Source organism: Winogradskyella immobilis, assembly GCF_021887715.1.
Lineage (GTDB): Bacteria > Bacteroidota > Bacteroidia > Flavobacteriales > Flavobacteriaceae > Winogradskyella > Winogradskyella immobilis.
The window spans coordinates 1-13,863 of the sequence record NZ_JAIQXX010000028.1 but is presented as its reverse complement, the minus strand read 5'-3'; the positions used below and the strand labels follow the sequence as shown (position 1 = coordinate 13,863).

Genomic DNA, 13,863 nt, shown 5'->3' with positions numbered 1-13,863 from the left:
CATCAGTAACCACAGCAGTATTAACAGCAGGGACATCACTTAAGCATTGTACATTAATATCAGCAGGATTAGAAGCTGTAGGATTTTGAGTATCAGGTGTAACGATAATCGTTCTAGTTTCTACATTAGTAAAAGAACCATCAGAAACTTCAAAAGATAATATATAATCACCTAATTCAGTTACTGTAAAGTTAGTACTGGCGATTTGACCAACTGCGTTTAAGGTACCTGAGTCTAAAGAAGTTGCTACAATATTTCCATTAGGATCAGCTACTAACCAGCTATAATTAATAATGTCTCCTGAGTTTGTAGGTCCAGTATAACTACCTTCTACAGTGAGTGTAGAACATATTTCTTCGTTTACAGATAAGGTATTTGGTGTTATTATTTGAGCATTTAATGTACTACCGGCTGCAACAACATCTCCAAATGTAAATACAGTTGTAGTATTAGATCTACAAGCTGCATAGACTATGCCACCGATTTCTATTTGATTGTTTGGAGTACAAGAACCTGCTATATCTCCACCATTTTGAAATACTAAAGCTGCACCAGAAGGCAAAATTAAACTGGCTTGAGAGCCAGAAAAATTTAATATGCCAGAAGATCCAATTTCTAGTAAATCTGTTCTTAAACTAATTTCTCTTGGATTATTCGGTGGATCTAATACAAGAGTACCGTTAACCGTAACCGTTCCCATAGGGTCAGTAACCAAATTTGTAGTTACAGTAATTGTATGACCAAGTCTAACTTCTATATTATTAGTAGTTGTAGTTATTTGTCCAGGGTAATTTGATGCTGCGATCCAACTAGTTCCATTATAAGTTTCCCAACTTGTAATAGTTTCCCAATTGCCAGTTCCAATAGATCTATAGTCATTTAATACATCTTGCCCAAAGGCAAAACATATGGAAATGAAAAAGGATATAACAAAGTAAAATTTCTTCATACGTAGGTTATTTAAACTTAATAAACACCACTAACCAACCATGGTATTTGCACAGTCGGATTAATTAATTTTATATTTTGCTATTAATTCTTGTATTCTGAGGGTAAAGTAAAAGTAGTATGTATCAGGCTATTGCTAAAATATTATCGTTGAATTACATAATTATTACTATAAGTTGTTCATTTAGAGTTTTGTTCATTTAATCCTTAAAATCAGCAGGTTATATTAACAATTTTTGAAGGTTATTAACAAAAAAGACTCCTAAAATAGGAGTCTTTCATAAAAGTTATTAATATTTTATTTAATTCTTAACACCAGGAAGATTTTCTGGTTTTTTTGTTTGCCAATGGAATGTTGCCGATTTTTTTGCGATAGGTGCAATTTCATCAAGAGTATTTGCATCATATACAATTCCATTTTTAATAACATGTGTTAGCGTATTTGTGTTTTCTAAATTATCTAATGGGTTTTTAGACATAATTAATATATCTGCAATTTTTCCGGTTTCTATACTGCCTAAATCGTTGTCTAAACCTAATGCTTCAGTGCCTTTTATAGTTGCAATTTTTAAAGCATCTATATTTTTCATGCCTCCACTAGCAACGGCCCATAATTCCCAGTGAAAACCTAAACCTTGTAATTGACCATGACTTCCAATTCCGCCTATGCCATCAGCTTCTACAAGGTCTTTCATAAATTCTGCATGTTTTTTAAATACATGTTCTTCATCCATAAACCATCCTGGTCGACGTCTCGATTTTTGAGCCAATTCTGCATATGGGGTAAAATACTGCATCTTTTTATTGTGATACGGATTGTCTCTAGAATAATAATAATTTTCAGCCCAAGGACCACCGTAAGACACTAAAAGCGTAGGTGTTACTGCCATTTTAGATTCTGCTACAGTTTTTATAACATCGTTGTAAATAGGGTAAATAGGGAAGGAGTGCTCATGTCCAGGATATCCATCAATTAAATTCACCATATTTTGTTTAAAATCTAAACCTCCTTCAGTTGTAGGCATTAATTTTAATTCTTTTGAAGCTTTAATAACCCATTGACGCTGCTGGCGATTTCCTACTAAATACATTTTTATACTTTTAGTATTATAGTATTCGCTGTATTGCTTTAACACATCTTTAGCGTGGTTGTAATTTTCAATATTATAAGCCCAAAATCCAACTCCAGGACCAGTACTATATACACGTGGACCATGCATCATACCTGCATCTACCATGTCTGAATAGGTTAAAACATCTGTAGAAGCGGTTTGAGGATCTCTAGTTGTTGTAACTCCATAAGCGAGGTTTGCAGAATAAATCCAAATTTGATTTTTATGAATTCCCCAATTAGGCCACATGTGTGCATGTGTATCTACAAAACCTGGAGTTAATGTTTTTCCTGAAACATCAATAACTTTTGCATTACTTGGTACAGAAAAGCTTCCTGATGCTCCAACATTTACTATTCTATTATTTTCTATAAGAATATCTCCATTTTCAATGACTTCATCTCCATTCATTGTAATTATTCGACCACCTTTAAGCAAAGTTCTGCCTTTAGGCATTGAACGTTTATAGTTTACAATGATTTTGTATTCTTCTGCTTTAAACTTTGGAGTTTCTTTTTTCTTTTCGTCTTTTTTAGCATCTGTTTTAGTAGAATCTTTTTTCTTTTCAGCGGCTAATTCTTTTTCTCTCTTTTTAGCTAATTTTAAGCTGTCAGTAAAAGCTTTTCCTTTTATTAAGTCGTAGGCAAAATGACTAGCTCCAAGTGACCAATGTACTTTTTTGCTATTTGAAGCCCATGCAGGAAATTCACCACCTATAACCGTTAATTTTGTGGCAGGAAATGCTGCATTTTCAGCTTTAGCTAATGAAATACTTGGAGTTTTACCAATTTTTGGAATGATAACACTATAGATGTCATTATTTATTTGGGCTAATGCATAAGTACCGTCTGGTGAAATTTTTATAATAGATGGTCTAGACGCTGTATTATTTTCTCTCCAACCTTCTTCATGAGTAGGTAATGCTGCATGTGCGTCGTCATGACCTACACCAAAAACATCAGAAGAGCCATAAGTCTTTATTCCTGTTAATTTTAAATGCGATTTTTCATCACTTCCATCCCAACGGATAGAAATTAAACCTTTAACACCATGATTAAGATATACACGATCATTTATTTTAGTAAAATGAGGAGTCGTTCTCCCTTTTGTTTTATCTATAACAGTTATGGATCCACCATTAGTAGAAATCCATGCTATATCTTCAGCAGCACCAGCAGCAAAAGGACCAATAGCATCTTGATAAGATTGCGCAGAACCTTTGATAAACGCAATTTTATTAGAATTGTAAGACCATGCTGGGTTGGTATATATACCAGATTCATTAGTCAATTGCGTAGCGTTGCCACTACCATTTGCATTTACTTTATATAAATGTCCACCAGATGGTTTCCAGGTTGTAAATGCAATTTGTTTTCCGTCAGGCGACCAAGTTGGTTGCGCTTCTGTAAAATTATGATCGGTCAGTCGTTTAGGTTTACCATTTGGTAAATCCATAACATATAATCGATTTAAGGCTGTAAATGTAATTTTGCTTCCATCTGGTGATGGTACAGCATCTCTAATCTGTGTTACAGTTCCTTCATTTTTATCTTCAATAGGATATTTAAAAGCAACCATTGGTCCCATATCTAAATCGATATTAACTTTAAAAGGAATCTCTTTTGCATTATTATTAGCTATAGAAATGGAATATATTTTTCCGCCATATGATGCTATTAAATTTTTATTATCTGGCGTAAATGCCATAGCAGGCATAACGCCTAAAGGCGCAATAGATTCTTGCTCATCACGCTGAACAGGATATGCTAACCAACGCTCGTCTCCATTTTCGAGGTTTCTAAGCACAAGTCCGGTTTCGGCTTCAAAACGACTACCATAAACCATCCATTTGCCATCATTAGAAAATGTAGGTGTAAATGCTGAACCATACCTCGATGTTATAGCTGACACATCTCCATCTTCACGATCATAGCTTATAATTTGGTATTGTGGTAACTGCGCGTTATAATCCCAAGCTCCTCTACGAGATGAAAAATAAATATGATTACCATCAGCACTAAAGGCAGGATCTATTAATTTTTGAGTTCTATTCTCAGTTAAAATAGCGGATCCAGATCCTCCGTCTTTATGAAGTATAAAAGGTTTTATAGTCCGACGTCCACGTGTGCCTACAATATATTCACCATCAGGACTCCAATCGGCAGATACATGGTATTTGTTTTTGTCTTTTGTTAATTGTTTTTGCTCTTTAGAAGCTAAATTCATGGTCCAAACATTATCAGAGCCGCTTTTATCAGATATAAAAACAATAGATTTACCATCAGGACTGTAACGTGGATGCACATCGTATGGCATACCTTCAGTGATACGGGTTGCTGTACCACCAGAAATTGGAATAGTATAAAGGTCTCCCATCATATCAAAAATGATGGTTTTTCCATCTGGATGCACATCTACAGAAATCCATGTGCCATTATCTGTAGTAAATTTAATTTTACGCTCTGGCTCTAATGGTAGCTCTTTCGTCGCTTTTTTTGTGTCGTCAGTTTTTTTTGAATCTTGGGCAATTGCATACGTACAATTAAAAATAAACAATAACCCAATAAGGTATTTTGTTAACGGTTGATTTTTCATAATATAGAATGAATGAATTTTAATAAAAATTAGCCCTCTAAATTAATCATTTAGATACTTAGAATCAAAAATTGGTTTACGGATTGGTTTACGGATTGGTTTACGGTAATAAATACAGCTATAAAAAAAGCGTTTTCAAAATTAATTGAAAACGCTATTAACAAAGGGTTTAATCTATGTAGCGAGAACGAGAATTGAACTCGTGACCTCCGGGTTATGAATCCGACGCTCTAACCAACTGAGCTACCTCGCCATTTATTATAAAGTAGCTCTAACCTCCCGATAGTTATCGGGATGAGCTACCTCGCCATAATTGCGGGTGCAAATATATAAACAAATTAGTAGCTAGCAAACATAAGATTCTAAAAAATAATTTTTTAATATTATGTTTTAATGTCCGCTATAAATGTATATATTGAGCGCACAATATTTTTTATATGGACGATAAAATAAAATACGAATTAGAGTTTCCAATACAAGCATCTCCGCAACTCTTATACCAATATATTTCTACACCTTCAGGTTTGTCTGAATGGTATGCGGACAATGTAAATAGTAGAGGTGAGCTGTATACATTTATATGGGATGGAAGTGAGGAACAAGCTAAGCTATTAATTAAGAAGAGTAGTGAGCGTGTAAAGTTTAGATGGTTAGAAGATGAAGAAGAAGGAGATTCGTATTATTTTGAAATTAGAATCCAAGTTGATGAAATTACTAAAGATGTTTCTTTAATGATTACAGATTTTGCTGATGAAGATGAAATAGATGAATCTAAGATGCTTTGGGAGAATATGATTTCTAGCTTAAAACAAGTTTTAGGATCAGCTTAAAAATTAAATGGTTTAACTGTTATACCTTTGTCTCGTGCCGATAATTATCGGAATTTATCGAGACTTTTTTTATGATGAATACTAACGGGTTATTACAATCTAAATCAGATGCAAATATTGATTTAGAAAATAGAGGCTATAAATACGGAGATGCTCTTTTTGAGACGCTTAAAGTTGTCAATGGAAAGATATTTTTTTGGGAAGATCATTATTTTAGGCTAATGGCATCTATGCGTATTTTAAGAATGGACATTCCAATGAATTTCACCATGGAATTTCTAGAAGAAGAATTATTAAAAACGGTAGAAGCTAATAATTTGCTTAAGGCTACTGTGCGAGTACGATTAAATATAGATAGAGGAGAAGGCGGCAAATATTTACCGTTAGAAGAAACAAATATTAACTACAATATTACCGTAGAGGCACATCATCAACCTTTTTATGGTAATTTGCCGTATGAAGATTACATTGTTGATTTATACAAAGATTTTTATATGGCTCCTGGTTTTTTGTCGGGTTTAAAATCTAATAATAAGACACTACAAGTTATAGGAAGTATTTATGCTTCTGAAAACCAATTAAATAATTGTTTGGTTTTAAATACTAATAAGAGTGTTATTGAAGCACTAAATGGCAATTTGTTTTTAGTAAAAGGAGATGTTATTAAAACTCCGCCTTTAGACGATGGATGTCTAAAAGGTGTTATGAGAAAACAAATTATAGATTTATTAAAAAACAATCCTAATTATAAGTTTGAAGAAACCTCAATATCTCCATTTGAGCTTCAAAAAGCTGACGAATTATTTATTACCAATGTAATCGTAGGCATTCAATCTATAGGAAAATATAGAAAAAAGACTTTTGCAAATAATGTGGCAGTAGATTTAATAAAACTATTAAATGCTAAGTTGCGTTTAACTTAATTGTAGCTAGGATTTTCAGGTGCGTTAGACCATATAGAATATTCACCACCAAGTTCTAACATTTTTTCTTTCCAGAATTCGTTACAGCATTTAGAGATGATAGAGTTTTTATAAGTGTTTTGAGCAATTAACCAAGACTGAGATTTTAATTCAGAATCTAATTGATTTTCATCCCAACCAGAGTAGCCTAAAAAGAACTTTATATCTTCAGAGGTTAGTTTACCTGAATTAATTAAGTTTAAAACAGTAGCAAAATCACCACCCCAAAAAATACCTTGATTAATTTCTATGCTATTTGGTATAAGTTCAGGGGATTTATGAATAAAATATAAGTTGTCTTGCTCAACAGGACCACCATTATATATAGGAAACTCACATTCAGTATCTTCAACCAAATCTTTTAAATTGTAATCTAACTGCTTATTAATAATAAACCCAACGGCACCTAATTGGTTGTGATCTGCCAATAAAATCACTGCTCTATTAAAGGATAAGTCTCCTATAATAGACGGTTCTGCAAATAAAAGATCACCTTTTTCAGGTTTGTTATTTGGCATAATTGATTTGATTTGATAATAAACCTAATATATATTTCACAAAAAACCAAGACTTTAGGTATAATATTATAATATAAAAAAACCCACTAAAATAGTGGGTTTAAATATTTTAAGTAAAAAACTCTTAGTTTACAGCATCACTTAAGTCAGAACCTGCCTTAAATTTTACTACGTTTTTAGCTTTTATTTTTATTGTTTGTCCAGTTTGTGGGTTTCTTCCATCTCTAGCAGCTCTTCTAGATACTGACCAAGATCCAAAACCTACTAAAGAAACTCTGTTTCCTTTTTGTAAACATCCTTCAATATCAATTAAGAAACCGTCTAATGCTTTCTTAGCTGCTGCTTTAGTAATTCCGGCATTTTCAGCCATGCTGTTGATTAAATCTGTTTTGTTCATAAATGTTAAATTTAAATTATTAAAAATTAAGTTTTCAACGTAAATGTTAAAATCTGTAACAAATTTATACGTAATATCCACCTACGCAAGTAATAGCGTGCGAAATACAGAGTTTTGTTAATAACTTATGGCATTTGTTAATAAAGGAACGCGTTTCATCGATTATTTTTTTAAACTCAATGAGAATAAGGGTTTACGAGAGTTTTGCGTTTTTTTTGAATTCGTAACCATTTAAAAGCGATTTTACATCCATTTTTCGCTTGTTTGGTAATTGTAATTCTTTAACTAAAATAAAACCATTTTTACAAGCTACGCGCATCTCATTATCTTCTATCGCAATAGCACCATTTTTGAGCTTATGTTTAGCTTCAAGTTTTTCTATAGCATAAATTTTTACCGTTTCAATTTCTGAATCGTTATTTAAGTAACACCAAGCTGAAGGAAACGGATTAAGGCCTCTAATTTTATTGTAAACAGATTCTAGTGATTGATTCCAGTCTATTTTACAATTCTCTCTATTTAATTTATAGGCTGTTTTTAAATTGTTAGATTGTGGTTGTATATAAGTTTCTACAGTATTGTTTTCTATCTGTATTACAGTATCAATAACTAAATCACTTCCAATAGTCATTAATCGATCATGGAGTGTTCCAACAGTTTCGTTACTTGAGATCTCAATCTCTTCTTTAAGAATGATAGCGCCAGTATCTATTTTTTCGTCAATAAAAAAAGTAGTTACTCCAGTTTTTGTTTCACCATTTATAATTGCCCAATGTATTGGTGCTGCACCACGATAATTAGGAAGTAAAGATGCATGAAGATTAAATGTGCCATATTCGGGCATTTGCCATACTACTTTAGGTAACATTCTAAATGCTACTATAATTTGAAGATTAGCATTAAGTTGTTTTAACTCTGTAATAAATGCTTCAGATTTAAGGTTTGTAGGTTGCAATACCTCTAAGTTATGTTCTAAAGCAAACTGTTTTACAGCTGAAGCTCTTAGTTGTCTCCCACGACCAGCAGGTCGATCTGGCGCAGTAATTACGCCAACGATATTGTATTTATTATCAATTAATGCTTTTAAAGTTGCCACAGCAAAATCTGGCGTACCCATAAAAACAATTTTAAGATCTCTTTTTGTCATTGTATTAATTGATAGGTATTAGTAGTTGTAATTTTAATAATATTGTATTCTATTAAATCGGTAATAGCTTCTATAATTTCTTTTTCAGAACACTTAAGGAGCTCCATTAGTTGTCGCGAAGATAAGTCTTCGTCTTTTAATTTATTAATGATCATTTTAGAAATATCATAAGTATTAGACGTATCATTAATTGATGCTTTGCATACATCACAAATGCCACAATCTGTTTCTGTGCCTTCACCAAAATAGTTTAACAATTGAGAACTTCTGCAAACTGTATTAGTATTGATGTACTGAATTACAGCATTAACCTGTTGATGTTTTAATTGTTGCTGCTGCGTAACAATTTTCACAATAGGGTTTATGGTTTTATCATCTTCTCGAGGTTTAATAAAAGTAATTTCGGAGTCTGTGTTTGCAATATCTAAACTTATAATTTCTTGTCGCTCTAGGTCTTTTAAAATGGCTATAAGTTGTTTTTCAGAACAATTGGCTTTACTGACTATAATGTCTAAATTTATTTTAGTCGAAAAATCAAAAATACCGCCATAGGTTCTTAGTAAAGATTTAATAACGAGATTATGGTTCTGATGTGTTTCTATATATTGAAATAATGCTGTATTAGATATTATAAATTGAACTTTAGTTTTATAATTAAATTGTTGGTTTAGTGCAATAATACTGTTTCGGTCTAATAATCTTAAAGCGTTATAGGTTAATCCACTTTTTAATTGATAAGCATTACAAAAATCTTTAAAGTTTAATTGATGTATGGCCTGTTCTCCTTCACCATAAGAAACCTGAAAATAATTACAAAGTTTATTATAGACATGTTTAATAAAATTAATAGAAGGCATGGTATCTAAAAACTGACCTTTTAAATGATCTTTATCAATATGCTTTTTTATAATAAATGCATAAGCTGTATTGCCATCACGTCCAGCACGTCCAGCTTCTTGGTAATAACTTTCTAAGCTTTCTGGTAAATTGTAATGAATTACGGTTTCTACATCTGGTTTATCAATACCCATACCAAAGGCTGTGGTAGCAATGATAATACGTTTTTGATTTATAGACCATAATTTTAGACGCTCTGTTTTTTCTTTATGGGTAATTCCACCATGGTAGTAGGTTGTAGAAAAACCTTCTTGTTCTAGATATGTATTTAATTCTATCGTGGCTTTTCTGTTGCGCACATATACAATAGAAGAACCTTTATGTGATTTTAAAAGTTGCTTTAATTGATATTTCTTGTCATCGGTATGTAATACATTATAAACAATATTAGGTCGTCTAAATGATGCTTTAAATATCTTTGGATTTAAAAAATCTAAAGATGAAATGGTGTCCGATATAACTTCAGATTTTGCAGTAGCTGTAAGTGCAATGCAATTAACATGTGGATGTAGTGTTCTTAATGTTATAATATTTTTATAGGCAGGTCTAAAATCATTTCCCCATTGGCTAATGCAATGAGCTTCGTCTACAGCGATAAGGTTAACATTCATTTGCTGAATGCGTTCTTGAACTATGGGTTGTTGAAGCCTTTCGGGTGATAAGTATAAAAATTTGTAATTACCATAAATACAATTGTCTAATTGCGTATCTAAATCAGAATAAGATAAACCAGAAGTTAAAGCTATAGCTTTTATGTCTCTATTCTTAAGCTGATTAACTTGATCTTTCATTAGAGCAACTAAAGGTGATATTACAATACAAATACCTTCTTTTATTAAAGCAGGAATTTGAAAACAAATAGATTTGCCGCCGCCAGTTGGTAATAAGGCAAACGTATCTTCATTGTTTAAAACCGATGTAATAATGGCTTCCTGATGAGGTCTAAAAGCTGTATAATTCCAATACCGTTCTAAAACTTCTATAGGATGCATATTATAAGTTTAATTGTGCTAATATAAATAGAGTACGTTCTTCTATACTTTCCTGAGGCACTTCAATAATCTGATATCCAAATTGCTTGTAGGTTTCTTTTAATTTATGATATATATCTGTGGCTTGCTCAAAAGTTTCAAACCGTTCTTTATCATCTGTAAAAATGGCTTTCCAAGGTGGAAGTATAAAAACATAATCATAAATGTAGGTTTTACAGATTTCTTTATATGTTTTTCCGATAGGTTGATTAAAATAAGACATGTAAGCTAACACATCTGGCATACCACGATCAAAAAAAGAAATGTCAGTTTTTAAGTTTTCAGAAGCTTTGAAGTCGTCGACTCTTAAATTAATTAGAGTCGTATTAAATTTTTCAGAATCTGAAACTAAAGCAATAGGATTAGAATGCGCTTCTGTAATGTCACCAGAATCTTGCGCTTCGGAGGTTAGTTTTCTAATGACCTCTTCAAAACACACATAACCTTTAGCATTTAAATTATCTATAATAGCTGTTTTACCTGTTGCAGGACCTCCGGTTATGACTATTTTTTTTGGCTTCAAAGAGATGTGATTTTGATTGTAAAAATCGGGATTAAAAAATGAAATAAAAAATATAAGTTATGCCTATCTTTACCGCTGTAAAGTTGAATAAAATTATGCCAGATAAAACAGAAGAGTTTTACAAAAAATTAAAATCTCAATTAGAGGACACTGCGCTTTGGCCAACGACCTATTTATATAAGTTTATAGTAAAAACAGATGCTGTAAAAATTAAGCAGGTAGAAGGCATTTTTAATAATATGGGAGCCGTTATAAATACCAAAGCATCTAAGAATGGAAAATACACAAGTGTATCTATAAATGTTAGAATGAAAAACCCTGATGCAGTGATTTTAAAATACAAAGAAGTAGCAGAAAAAGTAGAAGGTGTAATTTCCTTATAATTTTCTTTTTGGCATCTTATTTTTTTGTACTTTGCGCTAGAACCTAATTAACTTCGGTTCATTTATATTTACTACACATTTTATAATTTTGATAGACGATTTAGAATACAACACCGAACGCGAGCATTTAATAATACCTGAGTATGGACGCCATATGCAGAAGATGATTAATCATGCAAAATCTCGCGAAACTAAAGAAGAACGTAACAAATTAGCTAAAGCTATAATCTCTGTAATGGGGAATCTACAACCGCATTTAAGAGATGTGCCAGATTTTCAGCATAAATTATGGGATCAGCTTTTTATAATGGCAGATTTTGAAATTGATGTCGACTCTCCATACGATAAGCCAGAGCGCGAAGTCTTACAAGCAAGACCAGAGCCATTAGCGTATCCTCAAAACTTTCCGAAATACCGTTTTTACGGAAACAATATTAAAACAATGATTGATGTTGCAATTACTTGGGAAGAAGGAGAAATGAAAGAAGCATTAAAGTTTACCATAGCTAACCACATGAAAAAGTGTTTTTTAAATTGGAATAAAGACACTGTAGAAGATGCAGTTATTTTTGATCACCTTTTTGAACTTTCTAACGGAAAGTTAGATCTTAAGAGTAGTACTGAGGCACTTAGTGATTCTAGTAACTTATTGCGGGTTAAGAGTAAGTTTAGTAATTCAAATAAAAATAGCAAAAAAGGAGGAGGTTCTAAAAAGAAATACTCAAACAACAGAAAGCGTTATTAAACAGTATGGGTACATTTAAAATTGAAGGTGGACACCAACTTAAAGGAAAAATACAACCTCAAGGTGCAAAAAATGAAGCACTACAAATACTGTGTGCAGTTCTTTTAACAGCTGAAGAAATTAGAATAGATAATATCCCCGATATTATAGATGTCAATAAATTAATCGCTTTATTAAAAAAGTTAGGAGTAAAAATCAATAATGTTGGTAAAGGTTCATATACGTTTAAAGCAGATGAGGTTAATTTAGAATATCTAGAATCTGTAGAATTTAAAGAAGACGGAAAAGGTCTTCGCGGTTCTATAATGATTGTAGGTCCATTGTTAGCACGTTTTGGTAAAGGATATATTCCAAAACCAGGAGGAGATAAAATAGGACGTCGACGCTTAGATACCCATTTTGAAGGTTTTATAAACTTAGGGGCTAAGTTTAGATATAATAAAGAAGATTTATTTTATGGAGTAGAAGCAGATCGCTTAAAAGGAGCTTATATGCTTTTGGATGAAGCTTCGGTAACTGGCACGGCAAACATTGTTATGGCAGCTGTTTTAGCAGAAGGTAAAACAACTATATATAATGCGGCTTGTGAGCCTTATCTGCAACAACTTTGTAAAATGCTTAATCGTATGGGAGCTAAGATTTCTGGCGTAGGCTCTAATATGCTTATTATAGAAGGTGTAGATCAACTTGGAGGTACTGAGCATAGAATGCTACCAGACATGATTGAGATTGGGAGTTGGATAGGTCTTGCTGCAATGACTAAAAGCGAGTTAACCATTACCAATGTAAGCTGGGACGATTTAGGACAAATACCAAGTGTGTTTCGTAAAATAGGAATCACTATTGAACGTCAAGGTGATGATATTTATATTCCTGCACACAAGGATGGTTACGAAATACAAAATTACATTGATGGTTCTATATTAACGATTGCTGATGCGCCTTGGCCTGGTTTTACACCAGATTTATTAAGCATAATATTAACGGTATTAACACAAGCTAGAGGTAGCGCGGTAGTACACCAGAAAATGTTTGAAAGTCGTTTGTTCTTTGTAGACAAGCTAATAGATATGGGAGCAAAGATTATTCTTTGTGATCCGCATAGAGCTACTATTATTGGCCACGATTTTAAATCGCAATTAAAAGCAACAACGATGACATCTCCAGATATTAGAGCAGGTGTATCTCTATTAATAGCAGCATTGTCTGCAAAAGGCACATCTACGATTCATAATATCGAACAAATAGATCGTGGTTACGAAAATATTGATGAACGCTTACGTGCTATTGGTGCTAAAATAGAGCGTGTAGAAGGCAATTAGTTTTCTAAGAATATTAGATCCTGAAATACTGAAACAAGTTCAGCACTCACTGAGTTCAGGATGATAAATCTTAATTAGAAAATAAAACATCAAGCCTGTCATGCTGAATTTAGTTCAGCATCTATTTTAAACTCAAAACGTATAATAATGATATTATATAGATATGCCTAAACGAGCTTATCATAATTATTGGGTTTATATTCTTACTAACAAACCAAGAGGTGTTTTATATATAGGGTTTAGTGGCGGAATAGATGACCGAATGGAGCGTCATAAATTAGGTGAAGGAAGTAGTTTTGCATCAAAGTATAAATTGACAAGATTAGTGTATTTTGAAGAATATCAGTATGTTAATGACGCTATAGCTAGAGAAAAACAATTAAAGAATTGGCATCGTCAATGGAAAATTAATTTAGTTGAAAAAGAGAATCCAAATTGGGATGATTTGTGGAA

General features: G+C 32.4%; 13 protein-coding genes and 1 tRNA gene. 6 read left to right on the top strand and 8 right to left on the bottom strand.

Annotation, left to right across the window (positions count from 1 at the left end):
• The 3 genes from K8Z87_RS13255 to K8Z87_RS13245 form a co-directional block, all read right to left on the bottom strand.
• On the bottom strand, positions 1-949 hold a 949-nt coding region (locus K8Z87_RS13255; RefSeq protein ID WP_227478061.1), incomplete at its 3' end, for a hypothetical protein.
• A gap of 301 nt (positions 950-1,250) precedes the next feature.
• The gene (locus K8Z87_RS13250) at positions 1,251-4,655 is read right to left on the bottom strand and encodes an amidohydrolase family protein (RefSeq protein ID WP_227478060.1); all 3,405 of its coding nucleotides are present in this window, start codon (positions 4,653-4,655) and stop codon (positions 1,251-1,253) included.
• A gap of 179 nt (positions 4,656-4,834) precedes the next feature.
• Positions 4,835-4,908: transfer RNA gene (locus K8Z87_RS13245), tRNA-Met, on the bottom strand.
• A gap of 184 nt (positions 4,909-5,092) precedes the next feature.
• Here K8Z87_RS13245 and K8Z87_RS13240 point away from each other — a divergent pair.
• Positions 5,093-5,485, top strand: a complete 393-nt coding sequence (locus K8Z87_RS13240; RefSeq protein ID WP_227478059.1) for an START-like domain-containing protein — start codon at positions 5,093-5,095, stop codon at positions 5,483-5,485.
• A 71-nt stretch (positions 5,486-5,556) separates the two neighbouring features.
• Positions 5,557-6,408, top strand: coding sequence for an aminotransferase class IV (locus K8Z87_RS13235; protein ID WP_227478058.1), 852 nt, complete (start codon positions 5,557-5,559; stop codon positions 6,406-6,408).
• On the opposite strand, the gene K8Z87_RS13230 is transcribed toward K8Z87_RS13235, so the two are convergent.
• From K8Z87_RS13230 to K8Z87_RS13210, 5 genes are all read right to left on the bottom strand, one after another.
• The gene (locus K8Z87_RS13230; RefSeq protein ID WP_227478057.1) at positions 6,405-6,965 is read right to left on the bottom strand and encodes a YqgE/AlgH family protein; all 561 of its coding nucleotides are present in this window, start codon (positions 6,963-6,965) and stop codon (positions 6,405-6,407) included. The genes K8Z87_RS13235 and K8Z87_RS13230 overlap by 4 nt on opposite strands.
• 124 nt (positions 6,966-7,089) lie before the next feature.
• On the bottom strand, positions 7,090-7,362 hold the full coding sequence (locus tag K8Z87_RS13225) for an HU family DNA-binding protein (protein WP_227478056.1): 273 nt from the start codon (positions 7,360-7,362) through the stop codon (positions 7,090-7,092).
• Between the two features lie 193 nt (positions 7,363-7,555).
• Positions 7,556-8,509 (bottom strand): methionyl-tRNA formyltransferase, encoded by a 954-nt coding sequence (gene fmt, locus K8Z87_RS13220; RefSeq protein WP_227478055.1) that lies wholly within the window; start codon positions 8,507-8,509, stop codon positions 7,556-7,558.
• Positions 8,506-10,398 carry a RecQ family ATP-dependent DNA helicase gene (locus tag K8Z87_RS13215; protein ID WP_227478054.1) on the bottom strand — a complete coding sequence of 631 codons (1,893 nt, stop codon included), beginning with the start codon at positions 10,396-10,398 and terminating at the stop codon, positions 8,506-8,508. The genes fmt and K8Z87_RS13215 overlap by 4 nt, the downstream gene beginning before the upstream one ends.
• A gap of 1 nt (position 10,399) precedes the next feature.
• A complete protein-coding gene (locus K8Z87_RS13210; RefSeq protein ID WP_227478053.1) occupies positions 10,400-10,960 on the bottom strand; it encodes an AAA family ATPase in 561 nt (186 codons plus the stop codon).
• A gap of 59 nt (positions 10,961-11,019) precedes the next feature.
• On the opposite strand from K8Z87_RS13210, the gene K8Z87_RS13205 reads away from it, so the two are divergent.
• The 4 genes from K8Z87_RS13205 to K8Z87_RS13190 all read left to right on the top strand — a co-directional run.
• Positions 11,020-11,343 carry a DUF493 family protein gene (locus K8Z87_RS13205; protein WP_227478052.1) on the top strand — a complete coding sequence of 108 codons (324 nt, stop codon included), beginning with the start codon at positions 11,020-11,022 and terminating at the stop codon, positions 11,341-11,343.
• A gap of 88 nt (positions 11,344-11,431) precedes the next feature.
• A complete protein-coding gene (locus K8Z87_RS13200) occupies positions 11,432-12,088 on the top strand; it encodes a DUF4290 domain-containing protein (protein WP_227478051.1) in 657 nt (218 codons plus the stop codon).
• 5 nt (positions 12,089-12,093) lie between these two features.
• Positions 12,094-13,410, top strand: a complete 1,317-nt coding sequence (gene murA, locus K8Z87_RS13195; protein ID WP_227478050.1) for a UDP-N-acetylglucosamine 1-carboxyvinyltransferase — start codon at positions 12,094-12,096, stop codon at positions 13,408-13,410.
• A gap of 163 nt (positions 13,411-13,573) precedes the next feature.
• A partial coding sequence (locus K8Z87_RS13190) for a GIY-YIG nuclease family protein (protein WP_227478049.1) occupies positions 13,574-13,863 on the top strand: 290 nt, incomplete at its 3' end.

Excerpts from the sequence above, each read along its gene's own strand:
- K8Z87_RS13205 (WP_227478052.1), top strand. The coding sequence starts at position 11,020 with ATGCCTATCTTTACCGCTGTAAAGTTGAATAAAATTATGCCAGATAAA.
- K8Z87_RS13215 (WP_227478054.1), bottom strand. The coding sequence starts at position 10,398 with ATGCATCCTATAGAAGTTTTAGAACGGTATTGGAATTATACAGCTTTT.
- K8Z87_RS13250 (WP_227478060.1), bottom strand. The coding sequence starts at position 4,655 with ATGAAAAATCAACCGTTAACAAAATACCTTATTGGGTTATTGTTTATT.
- murA (WP_227478050.1), top strand. The coding sequence starts at position 12,094 with ATGGGTACATTTAAAATTGAAGGTGGACACCAACTTAAAGGAAAAATA.
- K8Z87_RS13240 (WP_227478059.1), top strand. The coding sequence starts at position 5,093 with ATGGACGATAAAATAAAATACGAATTAGAGTTTCCAATACAAGCATCT.
- K8Z87_RS13225 (WP_227478056.1), bottom strand. The coding sequence starts at position 7,362 with ATGAACAAAACAGATTTAATCAACAGCATGGCTGAAAATGCCGGAATT.
- K8Z87_RS13235 (WP_227478058.1), top strand. The coding sequence starts at position 5,557 with ATGATGAATACTAACGGGTTATTACAATCTAAATCAGATGCAAATATT.
- K8Z87_RS13230 (WP_227478057.1), bottom strand. The coding sequence starts at position 6,965 with ATGCCAAATAACAAACCTGAAAAAGGTGATCTTTTATTTGCAGAACCG.
- fmt (WP_227478055.1), bottom strand. The coding sequence starts at position 8,509 with ATGACAAAAAGAGATCTTAAAATTGTTTTTATGGGTACGCCAGATTTT.